23 protein-coding genes are annotated in these 20,964 nt (G+C 61.5%); 12 read left to right on the top strand and 11 right to left on the bottom strand.

What is annotated here, in order from left to right:
- Positions 1-15 precede the first annotated feature (15 nt).
- On the bottom strand, positions 16-648 hold the full coding sequence (locus tag AC3WP7_RS16985) for a glutathione S-transferase family protein (RefSeq protein ID WP_092247047.1): 633 nt from the start codon (positions 646-648) through the stop codon (positions 16-18).
- An 82-nt stretch (positions 649-730) separates the two neighbouring features.
- The gene (gntR, locus tag AC3WP7_RS16980; protein ID WP_172963360.1) at positions 731-1,762 is read right to left on the bottom strand and encodes an HTH-type transcriptional regulator GntR; all 1,032 of its coding nucleotides are present in this window, start codon (positions 1,760-1,762) and stop codon (positions 731-733) included.
- 211 nt (positions 1,763-1,973) lie between these two features.
- Between gntR and AC3WP7_RS16975 the strand changes: the two genes are divergently transcribed.
- On the top strand, positions 1,974-2,507 hold the full coding sequence (locus AC3WP7_RS16975; RefSeq protein WP_071489482.1) for a gluconokinase: 534 nt from the start codon (positions 1,974-1,976) through the stop codon (positions 2,505-2,507).
- Positions 2,508-2,591: 84 nt separating this feature from the next.
- A complete protein-coding gene (locus tag AC3WP7_RS16970) occupies positions 2,592-3,944 on the top strand; it encodes a GntP family permease (protein WP_058423189.1) in 1,353 nt (450 codons plus the stop codon).
- A 77-nt stretch (positions 3,945-4,021) separates the two neighbouring features.
- On the opposite strand, the gene alaC is transcribed toward AC3WP7_RS16970, so the two are convergent.
- On the bottom strand, positions 4,022-5,233 hold the full coding sequence (alaC, locus tag AC3WP7_RS16965; RefSeq protein ID WP_102592902.1) for an alanine transaminase: 1,212 nt from the start codon (positions 5,231-5,233) through the stop codon (positions 4,022-4,024).
- A gap of 196 nt (positions 5,234-5,429) precedes the next feature.
- Between alaC and AC3WP7_RS16960 the strand changes: the two genes are divergently transcribed.
- A complete protein-coding gene (locus AC3WP7_RS16960) occupies positions 5,430-5,912 on the top strand; it encodes a GyrI-like domain-containing protein (protein ID WP_071489484.1) in 483 nt (160 codons plus the stop codon).
- A gap of 60 nt (positions 5,913-5,972) precedes the next feature.
- Here AC3WP7_RS16960 and AC3WP7_RS16955 read toward each other — a convergent pair whose 3' ends face one another.
- Positions 5,973-6,473, bottom strand: coding sequence for a GNAT family N-acetyltransferase (locus AC3WP7_RS16955; protein WP_071489485.1), 501 nt, complete (start codon positions 6,471-6,473; stop codon positions 5,973-5,975).
- Positions 6,474-6,622: 149 nt separating this feature from the next.
- Here AC3WP7_RS16955 and AC3WP7_RS16950 point away from each other — a divergent pair, with 149 nt between their 5' ends.
- The 3 genes from AC3WP7_RS16950 to AC3WP7_RS16940 are packed head-to-tail and all read left to right on the top strand — an operon-like array spanning position 6,623 to position 8,640.
- Positions 6,623-7,042, top strand: a complete 420-nt coding sequence (locus AC3WP7_RS16950; protein WP_093125399.1) for a YybH family protein — start codon at positions 6,623-6,625, stop codon at positions 7,040-7,042.
- A gap of 42 nt (positions 7,043-7,084) precedes the next feature.
- Positions 7,085-7,429, top strand: coding sequence for a YciI family protein (locus tag AC3WP7_RS16945; RefSeq protein WP_016978318.1), 345 nt, complete (start codon positions 7,085-7,087; stop codon positions 7,427-7,429).
- Positions 7,426-8,640, top strand: coding sequence for an RNA polymerase sigma factor (locus tag AC3WP7_RS16940; protein WP_093529856.1), 1,215 nt, complete (start codon positions 7,426-7,428; stop codon positions 8,638-8,640). Before AC3WP7_RS16945 ends, AC3WP7_RS16940 begins: the two co-directional genes overlap by 4 nt.
- A gap of 6 nt (positions 8,641-8,646) precedes the next feature.
- On the opposite strand, the gene AC3WP7_RS16935 is transcribed toward AC3WP7_RS16940, so the two are convergent.
- Positions 8,647-9,501, bottom strand: a complete 855-nt coding sequence (locus AC3WP7_RS16935) for a LysR family transcriptional regulator (RefSeq protein ID WP_092247065.1) — start codon at positions 9,499-9,501, stop codon at positions 8,647-8,649.
- A gap of 89 nt (positions 9,502-9,590) precedes the next feature.
- Here AC3WP7_RS16935 and AC3WP7_RS16930 point away from each other — a divergent pair, with 89 nt between their 5' ends.
- Positions 9,591-10,034, top strand: a complete 444-nt coding sequence (locus tag AC3WP7_RS16930) for a multidrug/biocide efflux PACE transporter (protein WP_092247068.1) — start codon at positions 9,591-9,593, stop codon at positions 10,032-10,034.
- A 2-nt stretch (positions 10,035-10,036) separates the two neighbouring features.
- Here the strand turns inward: AC3WP7_RS16930 and AC3WP7_RS16925 are convergent, their stop codons facing one another.
- On the bottom strand, positions 10,037-10,795 hold the full coding sequence (locus AC3WP7_RS16925) for an SDR family NAD(P)-dependent oxidoreductase (protein WP_102592903.1): 759 nt from the start codon (positions 10,793-10,795) through the stop codon (positions 10,037-10,039).
- Between the two features lie 106 nt (positions 10,796-10,901).
- Between AC3WP7_RS16925 and AC3WP7_RS16920 the strand changes: the two genes are divergently transcribed.
- Positions 10,902-11,798 (top strand): LysR family transcriptional regulator, encoded by an 897-nt coding sequence (locus tag AC3WP7_RS16920; RefSeq protein ID WP_092247071.1) that lies wholly within the window; start codon positions 10,902-10,904, stop codon positions 11,796-11,798.
- Here the strand turns inward: AC3WP7_RS16920 and AC3WP7_RS16915 are convergent.
- The gene (locus AC3WP7_RS16915) at positions 11,795-12,712 is read right to left on the bottom strand and encodes a LysR family transcriptional regulator (RefSeq protein WP_071489492.1); all 918 of its coding nucleotides are present in this window, start codon (positions 12,710-12,712) and stop codon (positions 11,795-11,797) included. The genes AC3WP7_RS16920 and AC3WP7_RS16915 overlap by 4 nt on opposite strands.
- A gap of 120 nt (positions 12,713-12,832) precedes the next feature.
- Between AC3WP7_RS16915 and AC3WP7_RS16910 the strand changes: the two genes are divergently transcribed.
- Genes AC3WP7_RS16910 through AC3WP7_RS16900 form a run of 3 tightly spaced genes read left to right on the top strand, consistent with a single transcriptional unit; the run spans position 12,833 to position 15,498 of the window.
- Positions 12,833-13,591 (top strand): 5-oxoprolinase subunit PxpA, encoded by a 759-nt coding sequence (locus AC3WP7_RS16910; protein ID WP_092247074.1) that lies wholly within the window; start codon positions 12,833-12,835, stop codon positions 13,589-13,591.
- Between the two features lie 57 nt (positions 13,592-13,648).
- Entirely contained in the window at positions 13,649-14,527 is an 879-nt protein-coding gene (locus AC3WP7_RS16905) for a 5-oxoprolinase subunit B family protein (protein WP_071489494.1), read from the top strand.
- On the top strand, positions 14,524-15,498 hold the full coding sequence (locus AC3WP7_RS16900) for a 5-oxoprolinase subunit C family protein (RefSeq protein ID WP_102592904.1): 975 nt from the start codon (positions 14,524-14,526) through the stop codon (positions 15,496-15,498). The genes AC3WP7_RS16905 and AC3WP7_RS16900 overlap by 4 nt, the downstream gene beginning before the upstream one ends.
- Before the next feature lie 110 nt (positions 15,499-15,608).
- Here AC3WP7_RS16900 and AC3WP7_RS16895 read toward each other — a convergent pair whose 3' ends face one another.
- Positions 15,609-17,225 (bottom strand): inorganic phosphate transporter, encoded by a 1,617-nt coding sequence (locus AC3WP7_RS16895; protein ID WP_071489496.1) that lies wholly within the window; start codon positions 17,223-17,225, stop codon positions 15,609-15,611.
- Between the two features lie 332 nt (positions 17,226-17,557).
- Here AC3WP7_RS16895 and AC3WP7_RS16890 point away from each other — a divergent pair, with 332 nt between their 5' ends.
- The gene (locus AC3WP7_RS16890; RefSeq protein ID WP_139217564.1) at positions 17,558-17,890 is read left to right on the top strand and encodes a hypothetical protein; all 333 of its coding nucleotides are present in this window, start codon (positions 17,558-17,560) and stop codon (positions 17,888-17,890) included.
- Positions 17,891-18,044: 154 nt separating this feature from the next.
- On the opposite strand, the gene AC3WP7_RS16885 is transcribed toward AC3WP7_RS16890, so the two are convergent.
- The 3 genes from AC3WP7_RS16885 to AC3WP7_RS16875 form a co-directional block, all read right to left on the bottom strand.
- Complete coding sequence (locus AC3WP7_RS16885; RefSeq protein WP_058423173.1) at positions 18,045-19,067, bottom strand: transporter; 1,023 nt, start codon at positions 19,065-19,067, stop codon at positions 18,045-18,047.
- A gap of 147 nt (positions 19,068-19,214) precedes the next feature.
- On the bottom strand, positions 19,215-19,523 hold the full coding sequence (locus AC3WP7_RS16880; protein ID WP_092247089.1) for a PepSY domain-containing protein: 309 nt from the start codon (positions 19,521-19,523) through the stop codon (positions 19,215-19,217).
- A gap of 86 nt (positions 19,524-19,609) precedes the next feature.
- Positions 19,610-20,737 (bottom strand): glycerophosphodiester phosphodiesterase family protein, encoded by a 1,128-nt coding sequence (locus AC3WP7_RS16875; protein WP_092247092.1) that lies wholly within the window; start codon positions 20,735-20,737, stop codon positions 19,610-19,612.
- Between the last annotated feature and the right edge of the window lie 227 nt (positions 20,738-20,964).

The raw sequence follows: 20,964 nt of genomic DNA, 5'->3' as shown, positions 1-20,964 counted from the left end.
TCTCTCGCAGCGTGCTCAGTTATGGCCGTCGAGGGCAAAGGTTTTGAAGCCGGAGCGCTGGCTGAGGCGCTGGTAATACGCTTGCACCGCAGGATAGTCGGGATGCGCCAGTGGGGCGTTGCGCCAGCGGTGCACCGAGAGGCCGATGAGGATGTCGGCCAGGGTGAACTCATCGCCCGCGACGTAGGCGTCGGTCTTGAGCAACTGCTGTTCGAGCAGGCCCATCTTGTCATTCCACGCTTGCACGCCAGCCTGGATGCGCTGCGGGTCCTGGTAGTCCGGGTTCTGGCGCACCAGCGCATGGAACGCATAGCCCCACGACGGATTGAGTTCGGTGGCTTGCCAGTCCATCCATTGCTCGACGCGCGCCCGTGGCGCGGGTTCGGCGGGGAGCAGGTCGTGGCGTTGGTAGAGGCCGACGAGGTAGCGGCAGATGGTGTTGGACTCCCACAGCACGCCGTGGTCGTCGATCAGCACCGGCACCTGGGCGTTGGGGTTCAGGGCGAGGAACTCAGCGGATTGAGTGGGCTTGAAGCCGATGCCCCAGTCTTCGCGCTGGTAGTCGATGCCCAGTTCCTGGCAGGTCCAGAGTACTTTGCGCACGTTGATGGAAGAGGTGCGGCCCAAGATTTTCAGTGAGTGTCCCATGGTGCTTCCCTGGCATTTGGAGAAGGCTCAATCTAGCAGGGGTGATAGCAATGTGGGAGGGGGGTTGCCCCTACCACATGGGTCAAGTGCTTTCCCGTATCTGCAATTCAAAGCCCATATCCACCACCGGCTTGGCGATCTTGCTGCCTGCCATGATCGTCAGCAGATGCTCCGCCGCCCGCCGACCAATCGCTTCCCTTGGTGTACTGATACTGCTCAGGCGCGGCACCATGAACGACGACGCCGGTAAATCGTTGAAGCCCAGCACAGCCACGCGCTCCGGCACCTTGATGCCATGGCGCATGGCCTCCAGCAGGGCGCCCTGGGCCAGGTCGTCGTTGCCGAAAAAGATCGCATCCACGTCCGGATGGGTTGCCAGCAACTGCAGGAACAATTCACCTCCCAGGCCGACTGAGGAAGGGCGCGGCGTCAGCAGTTCCAGCGCCGGGTCGTACTGGCCGGCCTGTTGCAGCGCCCGGCGGAAACCTTCACCGCGCAACAGCGTGCGTTGGTCCAGTTGCGCGCCGATATACGCCAGGCGCTTGCGCCCACGGGACAGCAAGTGCGCCGCCGCCGTCTCACCCGCCGCCAGTTGCGAGAAGCCCACGCAGTTCACCCCGGCGTTGGGGTCCAGGTCCATCATGTACACGCAAGGCACATTGCTGGCCTCGACCATTCGTCGGGCGCTTTCGGTGCGATCAAAGCCGGTCAGCAACAAACCCCGTGGCTGATAGGCCATGTAGTTGCGCAACAGGTTTTCTTCTTCGTCGCGGGAATAGTGGGAATTGCCGATCAGCACTTCGAAGCCCTTGGGCCGCAGAACCTGGTGGATGGCTTCGAGGGTTTCGATAAACAGCAGGTTGGACAACGACGGCACCAACACCACCACCGAATGGCTCTGGGCCGAGGCCAGGGCGCGGGCGGCGGGGTTGACCACATAGTTCAGTGCGGCGGCGGCCTGCTGTACTTTCTCCACCAGCTCGGTGGCGACGGTACTGATGCCGCGCAGGGCGCGGGAGGCGGTAATCGGGCTGACGCCGGCCAGGCGGGCGACTTCGTTAAGGGTCGGGCGACCCGTGGTGCGCATTTTTTTATCGTTCTTGGAGGTCATCAGGCGGCTTGCCAAACAAAAATCGAGGCACTAAGGTAGCGCTGTCTCCAAGTAGCTGCAAATGCTTGAACGCTGGGTTGCCTGATCCGGTTCAAATGATTGGAGAGGATGCACGCGTCACTCCATAAAAATGACAAGACGGCGCGGGAAAGCCTGTTTTTGCACTAGCCTTACAGCGTGCAAAGGTAGCGCTATCTGCGTCCTGAGGTGTTTCATGAGTCAACCTGTTACCGCCCTGGTCATCATGGGTGTCGCCGGCTGTGGCAAGACCAGTGTCAGCGAGGCCCTGTGCCGCCTGAACGGCGCCACCGCGATCGAAGGCGACAGCTTTCACCCCGCCGCCAACATCGAAAAGATGAGCGCCGGCCACCCCCTCAACGACGACGACCGCGCCGGCTGGCTCGACATCCTGTGCGATGAACTGCGCCGTTCGCTCAAGGCGGGCGAGCATCCCGTGCTCACCTGTTCCGCCCTCAAGAAGAAATACCGCGACCACCTGCGCGAAGCCGCCCCGGGCCTGGGTTTTGTGTTCCTGGAACTGACCCGTGAAGTGGCCGCCGACCGTGTGTCCCATCGCCCCGGGCATTTCATGCCGGCCAGCCTCATAGACAGCCAGTTCGCTACCCTTGAATCGCCCAAGGGCGAGCCGCTGACCCTGGCCCTCAATGCCAGCGAAGACAGCGTCGAGCAGTTGGCCGAGCAGACCAATGCCTGGTGGCTGCAACACGGCTTTGAACCAACCCATTGATTTTTTGCCGGAAAAGATAGCGCTGTCCCCGGCAGGAAATTCAACACCCGCTTTAATAACAACAACAAACAGGAGAGACCCCCCATGTTTGGCATGTCCCACGAGTCCTACCTGCTGCTAGACGCAGTGGTTACCATCATCGGGTTGATCGTTCTGATCACCAAGTTCAAGGTGCACCCGTTCATTGCACTGATCATCGCGGCCGGCTTCCTCGGCCTGACCTCGGGCATGCCCGTGGACAAGATCATCAAGGCGTTCCAGGACGGCTTCGGCGGAGTGCTCGGCTTTGTCGGCATCATCCTCGCGCTGGGTACGATGCTCGGCAAGATGATGGCCGAATCCGGCGGTGCCGATCAGATCGCCCAGACCCTGATCCGCGCCTTCGGCAAAGAGAAGGTCCAGTGGGCCATGATGTTCGCCGCGTTCCTGGTGGGCATCCCGCTGTTCTTCGAGATCGGCTTCGTGCTGTTGATCCCGCTGGTATTCATCGTCGCGCGCCGTACCGGTGTGTCGCTGATCAAGATCGGCATCCCGTTGCTGGCCGGCCTGTCGGCGGTACACGGCCTGGTGCCACCGCACCCGGGCCCGCTGCTGGCTATCGGCGTGTTTGGCGCGGACATCGGCAAGACCATTCTCTACGGCCTGATCGTCGCACTGCCGACAGCGATCATCGCCGGCCCGATCTTCGGTACGTTCATCGCCAAGTACATCCCGGGCAACCCGTCCCAGGAACTGGTCGATCAACTGGCCCGCGAGCCTGAGAACAAAGACCTGCCGAGCTTCGGCATTACCCTGGTCACCGTGCTGCTGCCGGTGTTCCTGATGCTGCTGAAAACCTTCGCCGACATCGCGTTTGCCGAAGGCAACGTGGTACGCAACTGGATGGACATGATCGGTCACCCGATCACCGCCTTGCTGCTGGCGTTGCTGCTGTCGCTGTACACCTTTGGCCATCGCCAGGGCATCCACTCCAAGCAGATCCTCAAGCTGCTCGACGCGAGCCTCGCGCCGACCGCCGCGATCATCCTGATCATCGGTGCCGGTGGTGGCTTCAAGCAGATGCTGGTGACCAGCGGCGTGGGCGATGTGATCGGCCACATGGCGGTGAACGCGCAGATCAACCCGATCCTGCTGGCGTGGCTGGTGGCGGCGGTGATCCGTGTGGCGACCGGTTCGGCTACCGTCGCGACCATTACCGGCGCGGGCATCGTGGTGCCGGTGGTGGGGATGATTCCGGGGGTTAACCGTGAGCTGCTGGTGCTGGCGACGGGGGCGGGCTCGTTGATCCTGTCTCACGTCAACGATGCGGGGTTCTGGCTGGTGAAGCAGTACTTCAACATGACCGTGGCCGAGACGTTCAAGACGTGGACGGCGATGGAGACCATTCTGTCGGTGGTCGCGCTGATCTTCATCATGCTGCTGTCGTTGGTGGTCTAAGCCACACCATGGAACAAATGTGGGAGGGGGCAAGCCCCCTCCCACAGTTTTGACTGCAGTTCTACAGGTGGATCCGGTCAGGCTTTGGTGACCAGGCCATCCGCCCGGAACATCCCGCGAATCCCGCGCACTGCCTGGCGGATCCGGTCCTGGTTCTCGATCAGCGCAAAGCGCACGTGATCATCGCCATACTCGCCAAATCCAATCCCGGGCGACACACATACCTTCGCCTCCAGCAGCAGTTTCTTGGCAAATTCCAGCGAGCCCAGGGCGGCATACTGCTTGGGAATCTTGGCCCAGACGTACATCGACGCCTTGGGGTTCTCCACCATCCAGCCCAGCTCATGCAGGCCCTTGACCAGCACATTGCGGCGCTGGCGGTACTGCTCGGCGATGTCCTTCACGCACTGTTGGTCGCCTTCCAATGCAGCAATCGCGGCGACTTGCAGCGGGGTAAAGGTGCCGTAGTCGTGGTAGCTCTTGATCCGCGCCAGGGCGTTGACCAGCTCCGGGTTACCCACCATGAATCCGATGCGCCAGCCGGCCATGTTGTAGCTCTTGGACAGGGTGAAAAACTCCACCGCAATGTCCTTGGCGCCAGGCACTTGCATGATCGACGGGGCTTTCCAGCCGTCGTAGACGATGTCGGCGTAGGCCAGGTCATGCACCACCAGCACGTCGTACTGCTTGGCCAGGGCGATCACGCGTTCGAAGAAATCCAGCTCCACGCACTGCGCGGTAGGGTTGGACGGGAAACCGAGGATCATCATTTTCGGCTTGGGGATCGAGCCGCGAATCGCCCGTTCCAGCTCAGCGAAGAAGTCCACGCCAGGCACCAGCGGCACTGAACGCACCTGGGCACCGGCAATCACCGCACCGTAGATGTGGATCGGATAGCTCGGGTTGGGCACCAGCACCGTGTCGCCCTGGTCCAGAGTGGCGAGCATCAAGTGCGCCAGGCCTTCCTTGGAACCGATGGTGACGATGGCTTCCGACTCGGGGTCGATGTCCACTTCATAGCGGTCCTTGTACCAGCGCGAAATCGCCCGGCGCAGACGCGGAATGCCTTTGGAGGTGGAGTAGCCGTGGGTGTCTTCACGCTGGGCGACGGTGACCATTTTCTCCACGATGTGGGCAGGCGTGGCGCCGTCAGGGTTACCCATGCTCAAGTCGATGATGTCTTCGCCGCGCCGACGCGCAGCCATCTTCAGCTCGGCAGTGATATTGAAAACATACGGGGGGAGTCGATCTATGCGCGCAAAGCGGCGCGGCGAACCTTGGTCGGCCATTGTTGCCTCGAGAGTACGTAAGCGCCCGGAACCGTCCGAGCGACGTCGGCCACTGCGGTGGCCTGCGGGGCAGACAATACGGTCGATGATGGCCAGTTGTCCAGATGCGTAGGAAAATTTTCTGCATGGAGTAGCGCGTGGATATGCCCCTATACTCGATACGGGTTTGTTCCCTCATAAGAAGGAGACTGTTCGTATGGATCAGCAGACAAAACAACCGTTGGAGCCACGCATGGAAGCAGGCAAGGCCCTGGTGATTGCCGGTGTACAAGGGCGTTATTCGAAGGCCACCGTGGGCGATATCCCCAAGCTGTGGGAGTTGTTCGACACCTGCATCAAGGACATCAAGAAGCGCGTCGGCGGTGTGACCTATGGCGTTTGCCATAACCCCAACCATGGCGAATTCGACTACATGGCGGGTGTCGAAGTCCCCAACAAGGGCGACGTGCCGAGCAACTTTGAATACATCGAAATTCCGCCGCTCAACTATGCCGTGTTCCCGCATTACGGGCCGGTGCAGGCGCTGGAACAGACGTACGAACGCATCATGTTCGAGTGGCTGCCGCACTCGGGCTACAAGGTGATGGGTGCGGATTTCGAACGCTACAGCGAGGATTTTGATGCGCGTAAGGGCACCGGGACGGTGGAGATCTGGTTGCCGGTGGGCGAAAGAGGCTGAAGCACTCGCCGATGTCACGTAAACAGGACATTAACGTCTGAAAGTCATGTTTACGTGACATCAAAGGGCTGGGTTAAACACCCTCTTCAATCTGCGCTCATACCCGATCCGCCCTTTATACGCCTCCCCGCTATCGACCCAACCAGCCGACAGATACAACCCCATCGCCGCCACATTGTCCGCGTCCACCGACAACTCCAGGCCCCTGATCTGCGGCCACGCAGCCAATGCCGCCGCCGGCAGCGCCTGCAAGCACGCCTTGCCGAACCCGCGCCCTTGTTGATGCCGATCGACCTGCAACGCATGCAGGGTCGCGCTGTGCTCATCGGCCCAATGGGGCAGGCACGGTGGGCGTTTGAGCAGCAGGAAGGCCACCGGGATTTCATCGGCGAGCAGGGCGAAGCCTTTGATGGCACCGGTGCTGGGATTGACCAGCAGGCTGTTCAGCGCACAGTAGATATCGCCGGAGTACGGCAGTTGCTCGGGATGCACTTGCAGGGTGTCGAGTTGCTGTTTCTGCACAAGGCTCAGCGTCTCATAGGCGACGAGGCGGGTTTCCATCGGTGGCGCATCCGAAATCCTACAAAGAGGCGTGGATTCTAGCGGGTTTGCCGAAGACGAAATTATTTTTAAGCGGGGTGTCGATTTGTCGGCGGGCCATTCGACCAAGGGTGTCTTCCGTGATGTTTTCCAACCCGAGGAGTATCGCCATGAGCACTGCCATCAACACCCTGATCGAACAATGGAAGCAAGCTGTCACCGCCAAGGATGTCGACAATATTGTCAGCTTTTATGCCGAGGATATCGTCGCGTTCGACGCCGTTGGCGCCCTGCAATTCAAAGGCAAGGCCGCCTACCAGGCGCACTGGAAGGCCTGCATGGAGTTCTGTCCCGGCCCCGGCATTTTCGACTTTCATGAGCTGCATATCGTAGCCGGAGAAGACAGCGCCTTTGCCCACTGGCTCGCCCACTGTGGTGGCGCCGGGCCGGATGGCGTGCTCAAGACGTGCTGGATGCGGGTCAGCGCCGGTTACCAGCGCATCAACGGGCAGTGGAAGGTGGTGCATGAGCACTGGTCCGCGCCTTTTGACATGGAAACCGGCGCCGGTCTGTTCGACCTGAAACCTTGACCTGCGCGATCTATAGTCAGTAATCCGAAAACGGAGAACGCCATGAAATACCTGTGCCTGATCTACAGCAACGAACAGGTGCTGCACACCTCGCCGGACAGCCCCGCCGACCCGGAGTGCTTCGCCTACGCGCAGTCCGTGCAGGCCAGCGGTCGCATGCTGGCCGCCGAGCCGTTGGAGTCGGTGAGCACCGCCACCACCGTGCGCATGCGCAATGGCAAGCTGTCGATCACCGACGGGCCGTTTGCCGAAACCAAGGAACAGCTCGCCGGCTTCTACCTGATCGAGGCCCGTGACTTGAACGAAGCGATCCAGGTGGCTGGCGGTATTCCGGCCGCCCGGGTCGGCAGTGTAGAAGTGCGTCCCGTGCGTGAATTGAATCTGTGACTGCAACAACCTCGGTCGATGCCCTTTACCGCAGTGAATCACGTCGGGTTCTCGCAACGCTGATTCGCTTGCTGGGCGACTTCGACCTGGCCGAAGAAGCCCTGCACGACGCGTTTTTCGTCGCCGTGCAGCGCTGGCCCCTGGACGGTGTGCCAGCCAACCCAAGGGCATGGCTGGTGTCGACTGGGCGCTTCAAGGCCATCGACCGTCTGCGTCGCCAGGCGCGGTTTACCCCGTTGTTGCAGGAGCAGGCTGACACGCTGGAAGCGGCTGACTGGAGCGACGAAGACGTGGAAGACGACCGCCTGCGCCTTATTTTCACCTGCTGCCACCCAGCACTGGCGGCAGATGCCCAGGCGGCGCTGACCCTGCGTGAGATCTGCGACCTCACCACCGAGGAAATTGCCCGGGCGTTCCTGGCCACGCCGGCCACCATCGCCCAGCGCATCGTGCGCGCCAAGGGCAAGATCCGCGAGGCGAAAATCCCTTATCAAGTGCCGTCCAGGGACGCGCTGCCGGAGCGTTTGGATGCGGTGCTGCGGGTGATTTACCTGGTGTTCAACGAGGGGTATTCGGCGTCCATCGGTGCCGACCTGACCCGCGAGGAGTTGACCCGCGAAGCGATTCGCCTGGGGCGCCTGCTGCTGGAGTTGCTGCCCGAACCGGAAGTCATGGGCCTGCTGGCCTTGATGCTGCTGCACGAGTCCCGCCGCCCGGCGCGCACCTCGGCCGAGGGTGAGTTGGTGCTGCTGGCTGAGCAGGATCGCTCGCTGTGGGACGCCTCGTTGATTGCCGAAGGTTGTGCCCTGGTCGAGCGCGCGCTGGGCACACGGCGCTTTGGTCCGTATTGCCTGCAGGCCGCCATCGCCGCGGTGCATGCCGAAGCGGCGCGTGCCGATGAGACGGACTGGCCGCAGATCGTCGGGCTCTACGATGTATTGCTCAGGGCCGTGCCGTCACCGGTGATCGAACTGAACCGCGCCGTAGCCCTGGCCATGCGCGATGGGCCGTTGGCGGGGTTGCAGCAGGTGGAGGGCATTCTGGCACGCGGCGAGTTGCTGGATTACCACTTGGTGCATTCGGCGCGGGGGGAGTTCTGCCGGCAACTGGGGCGCGTCGAAGAGGCGCGCGCCGCCTACGCAAAAGCCCAGTCGCTGACCCAGCAGGGCCCGGAACGACGTTTCCTCGAACAACGTTTGCAAAACCTGTAGGCGGTGTCATTCGAGCATTTGACTGAGCATCCAACTGCCCGCCGGCCCAGGTGGGTGTTGTCGCGACCACAACGCATCCACCGCCACCGAGCGTGGCCAACCCCGAACGTTGAGTTCAATCAGTTCGGCATTACCAAAGCGCTCCACCAACCAGCGTGGTAACTCCGCCCAGCCGAAACCGAGTTGAGCCATCTCCATCAGCATCAGAAAACTCGGCGCCGACCACACCCGGCCCATGGGGCGTGTCTCGTTGGGGCTGATGATGCTTGCCAGGCGCAGTTCCCGGTGTTGTTGCAGGGCCTGCGAGTCGATGTTTTCTACGCGCGCCAATGGGTGAGTGGGGGCGACGAACAGTGCGATTTCCGTGCGTTCGGCCACGGGCGAGTGGGTCAGGTCGGGCGGGTAGATGTGCTGGGCTTCGATCAAGGCAATCTGTGCACGGCCGCTCTGCACCAGGGCGATCAGGTCTTCACACTCGGCGATCAGCCATTCCAGTTCAAGGTCCGGGTAGCGATGTTCAAAGGCCTTGAGGGCGATCTCGAAGCGTTCCGACTGATACGTATCGGACATGGCGATCGTGACCTTCGGCTCCAACCCCTGGGACAACTGGCTCGCCGCCAGTTCCAGGCGACTGCTGGCCTCCAGCACCTGTTCGGCGCGCTGCAGCAGCACATGGCCGGCCGGGGTCAGCGTCGGCTTGCGGCTGCTGCGGTCGAACAGCACCACATCCAGGTCAATCTCCAGGCTCGCCACGGCCGCACTGACGGTGGACTGGCTCTTGCCCAGCTTGCGTGCCGCCGCCGAAAACGAGCCTTGGGTGGCGGCCTGGACAAACGCTTGCAGCACTTCGTGGGAGGCCATGACTATCGCCTTGATCGATGGTTATTGGTTATGAAGTATCGATTCAAAGGGTAATCATGGCAACCATCGTCCTTCACAGAGCACAGGTTATGAGCCCTACCAAGTCGATTACTGAACGCGTTTGCCAGGCCCTGGGTTTTGAAGGCCTGGCGTTGTTGATCTGTACGCCGCTGCTGGTCTGGATCACCGGCAGGCCGGCCCTGGAAATGGGCGCGGTGACCCTGGGCCTGAGCCTGTTGGCGCTGACCTGGAACATCATCTTCAACAGCCTGTTCGACCGCCTCAAGGTGCGCCTGCAACTGTCCAACGGCGGTTGGACGCGGGTGTTGCATGCGCTGATGTTCGAAGGCGGGCTGATCATCGTCGCCGTGCCGCTGATCGCGGCGTGGCTGAACATCAGCCTGATGCAGGCGTTCATGCTCGACATCGGCGTGTTGCTGTTTTTCCTGCCGTACACCTATGTGTATCACTGGGGGTATGACGTGATCCGGGAAAAAATCATCAACAGAAACGCGCCTGCAGGTTATGTGTGAAATCAGAGGAACATGCCGCCTGAGGCTTCGATGCGTTGCCCGGTGATCCAGTGGCTGCCATCGGCCAGCAGGGTCGAGATCGCCCCGCCAATGTCGTCCGGCAAACCGGCGCGACCCAGGGCGGTGTTGTTGGCCACCATCGCATTCACATTCGGGTTGTCGCGCACGGCGCCGCCGCTGAAATCCGTGGCAATGGCGCCAGGGGCCAGGGTGTTCACGCTGATCCCGCGCGGGCCCAGTTCCTTGGCCTGGTAGCGCGACAGCACTTCCACCGCACCTTTCATCGACGCATAAGCCGCATACCCCGGCAGGCTGAACCGCGCCAGGCCGCTGGAAATATTGAGGATGCGCCCACCGTCGCAGATCAGCGGCAGCAATTTTTGCGTGAGGAAAAACGGTGCCTTGAAGTGGATCGCTACCAATTGGTCGAACTGCGCTTCGGTGGTCTCGGCAAAACTGGCGTGGGCGCCGATACCGGCGTTGTTGATCAGAAAGTTGAAGTGATCCTGTGCAAACACGTCCTTGAGCAGGGTGCCGACTTCGCCGACAAAGGCATCGAAGCGGTCGCTCTGGCTCACATCCAGTTGCAGCATTGCGGCGCAGCCACCCAGGGCCTGGACCTGCTCGACCACCGTCTGGGCTTCAGCTGCCGCGCTGTGGTAGGTGCCGATGATGTCGACGCCCTGGGCCGCCAGGTGCAACGCGGCGCTTTTGCCCAGGCCACGGCTGGCGCCGGTGATCAGTGCGATTTTACGGGGCATGGTGCAGTCCTCTCAGGTGATTGGTGGGACTGAGTGTATTTATTCGTCCGTAACGTGATAAACAGCGCCATACCGGAATCACTGGCCGGATAAGGCGAACAATCCCATGAATAAACTTGAGCTGTTGCGCACCTTCGTGCGCGTCACCGAACTGTCGAGTTTTACCCAGGCCGGCGAGAGCCTCGGCCTGCCGCGCTCGACCGTGTCCGAGCATGTGCAAGCCCTGGAAGAACTGCTCGGCGCGCGCCTGTTGCAACGCACCACGCGTAAGGTGCAGGCGACCCAGGACGGCCGGGTTTTGTATGAGCGCAGCAAGGACCTGCTGTCGCACATGGAGGAGTTGGAAGGGTTGTTTCGCCAGGATGAGGCGCAACTGAGCGGGCGCATCCGGGTGGACATGCCCACCGTGATGGCGCGGGAGTTGATCCTGCCGCGCTTGCCCGAATTCATGGACGCGCACCCGCTGATCGAGCTGGAGATCAGCAGTTCCGACCGCCAGGTGGATCTGATCGCCGAAGGCTTTGATTGCGTGTTGCGTGTCGGCGCCCAGCCGGATCAAACGGTGGTCGCACGAAAAGTCTGCAGCATGCCGATGGTCAACTGCGTGAGCCCGGTCTACCTGCAACGCTATGGCACGCCGATGACCCTGGCGGACCTGGCGCAGCATCAACTGGTGCATTACGTACGGCCGCTGGGGTCACGCTCGGCGGGCTTCGAATACCAGCAGGGCAACAAGGTGCACCGCGTGCCGATGGCCGGGCGGGTCACGGTCAACAGCACAGATGCCTATCAGGCTGCTTGCCTGGGTGGTTTCGGGATTACCCAGGTGCCGTTGCTCGGTATCCGCGCGTTGCTGGCGCGAGGCGAACTGGTCAGCGTCCTGCCGGATTACCCGGCTCCCCCATTGGACGTGTCGATGCTCTATGCCGGGCAACGGCATTTGCCGCAACGTGTGCGGGTATTCATGGAGTGGCTGGCTGCGACGTTGCAAGCCCAGCTCTAACGCCGTGCCGACAATTGCTGCGGCGCCAGGAACGCGTCGTGGAAGTAATCGCGCACCGCCTGCATCGCCGGGGTGAACGCGCGTTCGCGGTGCCAGGCCAGGCCCACGCTCATCGGCGTGACGGGGTCGGTGACGGTGAGGGTTTCGATGCGCTTGCCTTCCAGGGACCAGGGCCGATGCACCAGGTCGGACAGGATCGCCACGCCGCTGCCATTGGCGACCATGCTGCGCACCGCTTCCACCGAACTGGTGCGCAGCCGCACCTGGGGCGTTTGCCCGGCCTGTTCCCAATAGCGCATGGCGCTGTGTTCGGCCTCGTCGACGGTGAGCAGGATGTAGGGTTCCCGGGCCACATCGGCCAGGCTCACGGCGCCGCGCTCGCACAGCGGGTGGTGGCTGGGCAGCCACAGGCGGCGTTCCGAGTTGAACAAGATCTCCGAGACGATAGCCGGGTGGGTAAGGTTGGCGGTGAGCACCACCGCCATGTCGAACTGGCCGTCGAGCAAACCCTGTTCGATGGCTTGGCGTTCCTGCTCGAAGACCTCGATGGTCACGTCCGGGTGCCAGTGTTCCATGCGCTGCAAGTGGTGCGGCAGGAAGTAGCCGAGCACCGTGTAGCTGGCCGCCAGGCGCAGCACGCCGCTGGCGCGGTAGTCGGGCAGCGGGCTGTTCAGCGCGTCATCGACACTGCGCAGGATCACGTAGGCGCGGTTGAGAAAATGCCGCCCGGCGTCAGTCAGGTTCATGCCCTGGGCCGAACGCACGAACAGTTGCACACCGAGCATGCCCTCCAGCTCCTTGATCGCCGTGGTCACCGCCGACTGGGAGATGTTCAGGTGGATGGCCGCCTGGGAAATCTGGCCGATCTCGGCGGTGGCGACAAAGTAGCGGACTTGGCGCAAGGTCAGGGACATCGGCCTCTCCAAAACGTAGGGCTATCTGATTTTCAGAAGATGGGTCATCTGATAATAGATCTTCCCAAGGGGTCAAGGGGCAGCCTACTTTTCCTGCATCACTTAGGCGGAGCGACTTCGATGCAGGCAGTGGATTTCAATTCGGACATGGGCGAAGGCTTTGGCCCCTGGACCATCGGCGATGGCGTCGACGCTGAGCTGATGGCCTACATCAGCTCGGCCAATATCGCCACCGGCTTCCACGCCGGCGACCCCGGCACCATGCGCCGCACCGTCGAGCGGGCCAGGCAATTGGGCGTGGCCATCGGCGCGCATCCTGGCTTCCGTGATCTGGTCGGCTTTGGCCGCCGCCACATCAACGCTCCGGCCCAGGAGCTGGTGGACGACATGCTCTACCAGCTTGGCGCCCTGCGGGAAATTGCCCGCGCCCAGGGCATGACCCTGCAACACATCAAACCCCACGGCGCGCTGTACATGCACCTGGCCCGCGACGAAGAAGCCGCGCGCCTGCTGGTGCAGAACCTGCGCATCATCGAGCCGACGCTGCTGCTGTACTGCATGCCCAACTCGGTGATCTGGCGTGTCGCGCAGGAGCTGGGACAGCCGGTGGTCCGGGAGTTTTATGCCGACCGTGAGTACGATCTGACCGGCTCCATCGTGTTTACCCGCAATGTGCGGGCGCTGGACCCGGCGACGGTGGCGGCGCGCGTCCTGCGGGCCTGTCAGACGGGACTTGTTCGAACCGTGGAAGGCGAAGACCTGTTTATCGAATTCGACTCCATCTGCCTGCACAGCGACACCCCCGGTGCGCTGGAGCTGGTGGAAGCCACCCGCGAAGCGCTGGACCAAGCGGGCATCACGGTCAAGACACCACAATAAAAATCATCGCCTTATTTTTTCGCCTGCCTTTCTACAATGATTCCAAGAGGAACAGACATGGCTGAAACGTCCCCCATCCGCTACAGCTTCGGCGGTGATGAACACCTGTTTGCCGAGGTCAGCGACAGCATGTCCCTGGAGGCCTTTTTCAAGGGCATGGCGGTGACCCGCGCGGTGGAGCGCCTGGCGCTGGAAGGCGTGCTGGATGTGTGCCTGGCCAACGCATCGTTCCAGATCCGCTTCGACCCCGACCGCATCGCGCCCCATGTATTGCTCGACGCGGTGCAGACCGCCGAAGCCCAGGCCGTGGCCGAACGCACGCTGCACACGCGCATCATCGAAATCCCGGTGCTGTACAACGACCCGTGGACCCATGAAACCCTCATGCGTTTTCGCGACCGCCACCAGGACCCCAGCGGCACCGACCTGGAATACGCTGCGCGTATCAATGGCCTGGCCGATGTCGACGCGTTTATCGCTGCCCACAGCGGTGCGCCGTGGTTTGTGTCGATGGTCGGGTTTGTCGCGGGCTTGCCGTTCATGTTCCAGATGGTCGAGCGCGAGCGGCAGTTGCAGGTGCCCAAGTACCTGCGCCCGCGCACCGACACGCCGAAACTCACCCTCGGCCATGGCGGCTGTTTTGGTTGCATCTACTCGGTGCGCGGTGCCGGCGGTTACCAGATGTTCGGCGTGACCCCGGCGCCGATCTATGACCCGGCGCAGCAGTTGGCCTACCTCAAGGAGCACATGGTGTTCTTCCGGCCAGGCGATATCGTGCAGTTCAAACCCATGGACCGTGACGCCTACGACCGAGCGGTGGCCGAGGTGGACGCAGGACGTTTCGACCTGCGTATCCGTCCGGTGGAATTTTCCCTCGACGCTTTTCTCGCCGACCCCATTGGCTACCCGAAAACCCTGCAGGAGGCGCTGGCATGATCAAGGTCCTCAAACCCGGCCTCGCCACCTCCGTGCAAGACCTTGGCCGCGAAGGTTACTACCACCTGGGCATCCCGCCGTCGGGTGCGTTGGATCAATACGCGTTGAGCGCGGCCAACCACCTGGTGGGCAACCCGGTGGGCGCGGCGGGTCTGGAATGCACATTGATCGGCCCAGAACTGCAGTTCCAACAGGATGCGCTGGTGGCCCTCAGCGGCGCCCTGATGTCGCCGCGCCTGGACGGTGAAGTGGTGCACCAGGACACCGCGTTCCAGGTGCGCGCCGGGCAGGTGTTGCGCTTTGAATTTCCCAAGGCGGGGGCGCGGACTTACCTCGCGGTGGCCGGTGGCATTGATGTGCCGCTGGTACTCGGTAGCCGCTCGACCTACACCCTCGGCGCGCTTGGCGGCTTTCAGGGGCGGCGCTTGCAGGAAGGCGATGAATTGCCCATCGGTGAAGCCAGCTGCACGGGACGCGCGGGCAACAGTCTGCCAATGGCGTTGCGTCGCTCAGTGGGCGGGGATATCACCCTGCGCGTGGTGCCGGGGCTGTATTACGAGCGCCTCACGGATGCGGCAAAAAGCAGCTTTTTCGCCGAGCCCTGGGCCGTGGGTTCCGAAGCCGACCGCATCGGCTATCGCTTCAAGGGCGGCAGTGCGTTGAGCTTCCAGCCACGGGAGCAGCCGTTTGGCGCGGGGTCGGACCCGTCGAACATCGTCGACAGTTGCTACCCGATCGGTTCGATCCAGGTGCCGGCCGGGTTGGAGCCGATTGTGTTGCACCGGGATGCGGTGTCGGGCGGTGGCTACGCGATGATCGGCACGGTGATCAGCGCCGACCTGGATTTGATCGGGCAGATGCAACCGAACCAGCGGGCCGGGTTTGTGGCGGTGACGCTGGAGCAGGCGTTGGAGGCGCGGCGTGTCTACAAGAAGCGGTTGAAGATAATGTCCGGGCTGTTCGCAGGATAAAACTGTGGGAGGGGGCTTGCCCCCGATAGCGGTGGACCAGCCAGCTTCTCTATAGCTGACCCACTGCAATCGGGGGCAAGCCCCCTCCCACATGTTCAATCACTGTTGTGTCAGAAAAGTTGAGTGAACAGCCAGTAGAGGCTGCCGGAAAGCAGAATCGCCGCCGGCAACGTCAGCACCCACGCCATCGCCAGGTTGCGGATCGTGCGCATCTGCAACCCGCCCCCGTTCGCCACCATGGTCCCCGCCACACCCGACGACAGCACATGGGTGGTCGACACCGGCAACCCATACATGTCCGCCGCGCCGATGGTCAGCATCGCCACCATTTCTGCCGAGGCGCCTTGGGCGTAGGTCAGGTGGGTCTTGCCGATCTTCTCGCCCACGGTCACCACGATGCGCTTCCAGCCGACCATGGTGCCCAGGCCCAGGGCGATGGCCACGGCGATTTTCACCCACAGCGGAATAAAGCGCGTGGAATTGTCGATCTGTTGCTTGAACAGTTGCAGCTTGCCCTGGGTGTCGGCGTCGAAGCTGCCGACCTTGCCCTTGTCCATCAGGCGAATGGTTTCGCTGGTCAGGTACATGTCGTTACGCACGTTGCCGACGGCTTCGGCAGGCACCTTGGCCAGGGAGCCATAACCTTTGACTTCATCACCGATCTGCCCGGCGAGGGCGGCGAGGGCGGGGACCAGTTCCGGGGTGGCTTCCTTGGTGCGCACGTAGGTGGAGAGGATCGGGCGCGGGTCACCGGTCAGCGCTTGCGGGGCACTTTTCACCAGGGCGACCTGGGTGACTTCGGCCACTGCCGCGAACTGCAGCGACTGCTCGGCCGGCATGGTGCGGTTCAGCGCGTAGGCCATCGGCAAGGTGCCCACCAGGATCAGCATGATCAGGCCCATGCCTTTTTGCCCATCGTTGGAGCCATGGGCAAAGGACACGCCGGTGCAGGTGGCGATCAGCATGCCGCGGATCCACCACGGTGGCGGGGTGTCGCCCTTGGGCGCCTTGTACAGCGCGCGGTTCTTGACGAAGGCGCGCAGGGCCAGCAACAGCATCGCCGCAAACGCGAAGCCGATCAGCGGCGACAGCAGCAAGGCGTAACCGATCTTGATCGCCTGGCTCCAGTCCACACCGCTGGTGCCGTCACGCCCGTGCATCAAGGCATTCGCCACGCCCACGCCGATGATCGAACCGATCAGCGTGTGGGACGACGACGCCGGCAAGCCCAGCCACCAGGTGCCGAGGTTCCACAGGATCGCGGCGATCAGTAGGGCGAAGATCATCGCAAAGCCGGCGGAAGAACCCACCTGCAGAATCAGCTCGACCGGCAGCAACGCAATAATCCCGAACGCCACCGCGCCGCTCGAAAGCAGCACGCCGAGGAAGTTGAAAAAGCCCGACCACACCACCGCAAAATGCGGCGGCAGCGAGTTGGTGTAGATCACCGTCGCCACGGCGTTGGCGGTGTCGTGGAAGCCGTTGACGAACTCGAAACCCAAGGCGATCAACAGCGCCACGCCCAGCAGCAGAAACGGCGTCCAGGTGGTGAGCTGGGCGCCCATTTCATGCATGTCGTGCATCAGGCTGTAGGCGGTGAACAACAGGCCCATGGCGAGCACGGCAAAGAAGATGATTACCGTCACCAGGCCGGGTTTCTTGTCCAGCCTGGGCTTGGGCGCGGCGGGTGAGGCGTGGGTGGAGGCAGTCAGGGAAGGGGTGGCCATGCCGGGGCATCCAGTGTGGGGAGGATGCCGTTCATAGTCATTGCAGAATGTTACAAAGATACTGCCATAGGTCAGTGTTTGGAGGATTGAGCATGCTGCTGGTCAGTAGTCATTCTAAACGTCCGGTCCGCCATCATCAGGAGGCAATGCCTATTGAAGGAGACAATTTTCAGTGTTGTTAAGTTTGATGTCGGGTCTTATTGGTAATGCCTGTTTCAGAGTGACTTGATACCCGTATGTACCTGTTATATTTGACAGTAGACGTACTAATGAGGGGGGCGGTTTAATCGAGTTGTCGGCCTGATTCAATTAATTTAAAAAAGGTGAATGTGATGGCTATTCCTACTCTCCCAAAAATCCAGATTCCTCAAGCTATACCTAATGCCTATGGTGAAAGCGTCCGCGTGGGGCATTTTGATATATTGAAAGTTGTTGTTCCTCCAATTACTTACGTTCCACCTTTTGGGTATAACACTGTCACAGTACTGATTGATGGCTGGCCAGTCCAAGAAGCATTGCTTGATCCAGGGGACTCCGACATTATTATACTTGATATCCCACCCTTTGCGCTAAAGTGCTGCTGGCAAACAATCGGATATACGGTTGCACATGTCCATGGTACGGATATTTCAGAAACACTCTTGCTTCTCAATGAGGGCACGTGAGGCTGAGATAAATGTTTTAACGGGCGCCAAACTGGGTTGGCGCCTCTATTTATTTGAAAATCACGTGTTTACTTGTCTTTCAAGACGGTGCTGTTTCAGGCGTCAAGGTTTAATTAGGACCCCCTGCTAGGGGCGTGGTTACGCAAATCTCAAGTCAATAGTCTTTACGCTTGCGAAAGGCCCACCGCCCGGCAATCAAGGTAAAGGTCGCCACCAACGCCACCAGGATCCAGAAGCCTTCCGGGTCCTGCGAAAGCGGCACACCTCCCACGTTCATGCCGAAAAAACCGGCGATGATGTTGATCGGCAACGCCAGCACCGTCACCACGGTGAGGGTGAACAGTGTGCGGTTGCTCTGCTCGTTGAGGTTGGCGGCGATCTCTTCCTGTAACAGCTTGATGCGTTCGCCCAGGGCCATCAGGTCGTTGATGATCAGCGCAAACTCCTCGGTGGATTTGCGCAGCTCTTTCACGTCCTCTTTTTGCAGCCATTGCGGCGGGCGGTTGAGCAGGCGCAGCAGCGAACCCGGTTCCAGCGCCAGCAGGCGTTGCAGGCGCACCAGCACCCGGCGTGCGGCCCCCAGTTCAGCGCGGTTGGTGGACAACCGTGACGAGAGCAATTGGTCCTCGATATGGTCGACGCTGATGCTGGTCTTGCGCACGATCTGCGTCAGCACTTCACCCTGGTCACGCAGCAAGTGCACGAGCAAGGCCAGCGGTGAGCGGAAGCTTTCACCGGCTTTCACCGACGAGCGCAGCTTGTCCACCGAGTGCAGCGGTTGCAGGCGTGCGCTGATCAACAGGCGGCTGCGGGCGCACACCCACAGCGTAGAAATGTCCGACGAGACCATGCTGCTGAAGTTGAACACCACGTCGTTGACCACCGCCAGCAAGGCCGAGTCAACATGCTCGATGCGGGTTGAGCGCGAACCTTCATGCAGGGCTTCGAAGAACTCTTCCGGCAGGTCCAGATGCGCCTGCATCCAGCGCTCGCATGCGGCGTGGGCCAGGTTCAGGTGCAACCACAAAAACTCGTCCGGGTCGGCCGGCTGGCGCAAGGCCTGGAGGGCCGTGGCCGAATCGATCTGCTCGCCCTTTTCACCGGGGCGAAAACGGAAACCGTAAAGCAAGCCGAACAGGTCTGAGTCCTGGTGGCTGTGGTCGATGCTGTGGTTCATGGAGACTCGCAGAGAAAGGGCCTGTAGGACGTTTCACAGGTCGCGCAGCGAATCATTGCAAGGTGATATGACGATTCTGTGACCGTTTGACGGTGCCCACAAAAAAACGCGCCACCCGAAGGTGGCGCGTTTTTCACAGGGGGTAAATCAAGTGTCCAGCTTGTCTTCCAGCACGGCGCCGGTCTTGGCGTCGAGCTTCACTTCAAACCGCTTGCCGGCGGTGTCGGTCAGCTCGACTTCGTAGACCAGCACGCCGCTGTTGTTGTGGTCCAACTCGGTGTCGTTGATGGTGGCGCCAGCGTGTTTGGCCAGGGCGGCAGCGTTGAGTTTGTCGAAAGGCATCACGGCGCCGGACTTGAGCAGGCCTTCAATATGATCCGGGCGAACATCCGCCTGGGCCAGGCCGGCGGTCAGGGTCAGGGCGGTAGCGGCGAACAGAGCGGTCAAGGTTTTCATGGTGTGTGTCCTTCTTCGGTGAGCTGTTTAAGTGGCGCCAGATTAACCGGCGCAACTTAACTCATCCTTAATGGCACACTGACCACTCAGTACTTATAGTCGTTCAGCAGGTCTTGCACGCTGGACGACGGCCAGCGCTTGTAGAACTTCAGCAGTTCGGCGGCGCGGTTGGTGAAGATGCCATCGACGCCGGCCTTCATCACTTTGTCGAAGTCCACCGGCTCATCGACGGTGTAGACGTGCACCAGCAGGCCCTTGTCGTGGGTCAGCTTGTTCATCTCCGGTTTGACCAGGTCCGAATAGCTCTGGTCGCCGTGGTTGGTCAGCTCGGCCGATGGGCCGGTGCCGATAGCGCCGAGGCTCTTGGCTTCGTCGACCCATTTTTCGAACTCGGCGGCATCCTTCGGTTCCTGCTTGGCGTAGTAGGCGGCCTTGGTGGTTTCGCCGGACTCAGCGAACGTCTGCTTGTTTTTCGGCTCGATGCTGCCTTCACCCACCCACAACAGCAGGATCTTCGGGGTGTTGGGCATTTCTTTCTGCAGCTCTTTGAGGCTGGCAACCTCGAAGGTTTGCAGCACCACGCGGCCCTTGCCCTGGCCGACGCCGGTGTTGCTCTTGCCCAGCTTGGAGCCGGCGGAGCTCAGCCAGCCTTTATCCAGCAGCTTGTTCTTCAGGTCGGCTTCGATGCCCGGGAATTGCTTGGGCTCCTTGGTCTCGATGTACAGGCCGGGTTTGTGCGACGGGTTGCCTTCGGCGATCTTGATGATGTCGTCCAGGCTCTGGATTTTCAGGCCGACGAAGCCTGGACGCGCGCGGTCCGGGTAGGCGGCGTTGAACCAGCTGCCGGCATCGAGGGTTTGCAGTTCTTTCCAGGTGAACTCGTTGGCCGGGGCGTCCTTGCGGTCGGGGAACTTGGTGGCCACGTCGGTGGTGCGCTGCAGGTTGTTGTCGTGCAGGGCGAACAGCACGCCGTCCTTGCTGCGCTGCAGGTCCATTTCCAGGTAGTCGGCACCCAGGTCGCGGGCAATCTTGTAGGCCGCGGCGGTGGATTCGGGGGCGTCGTAGGACGCGCCACGGTGGGCGATCACGGCTGGGTACGGAATGCCTTCGTTGGTTGCCAATTCAGCCGGGCTGATCGGGTCGGCAGCCTGTGCCTGGCCAAGGCCGAGCATCAGGGCGAGCAGCAAGGCACTCTTGGTAAACGTGACAGGCATATGCGAAGTCCTTTCGTGGAGGTAGCTTTGAGAAGGCCTCCTTTTTAACAATTGATTGCGAAAGGCGCTATCACCAAACCGACATTAACGTGTGCACGCCTCGATTTTCTGCGTTTTTTTGCAGGCACTGCAGTACTCTTGCCCGAAGCTGCCCCGTTAGAGGGCGGTACTTTGTGCCACGCGTGTAAACCATCTTTCCAGTCCCTGTGGGACTTTTCAGTGAGGTT

Source organism: Pseudomonas sp. FW305-3-2-15-C-LB1 (assembly GCF_058787615.1).
This window is presented reverse-complemented; position numbering and strand designations above follow the sequence as displayed.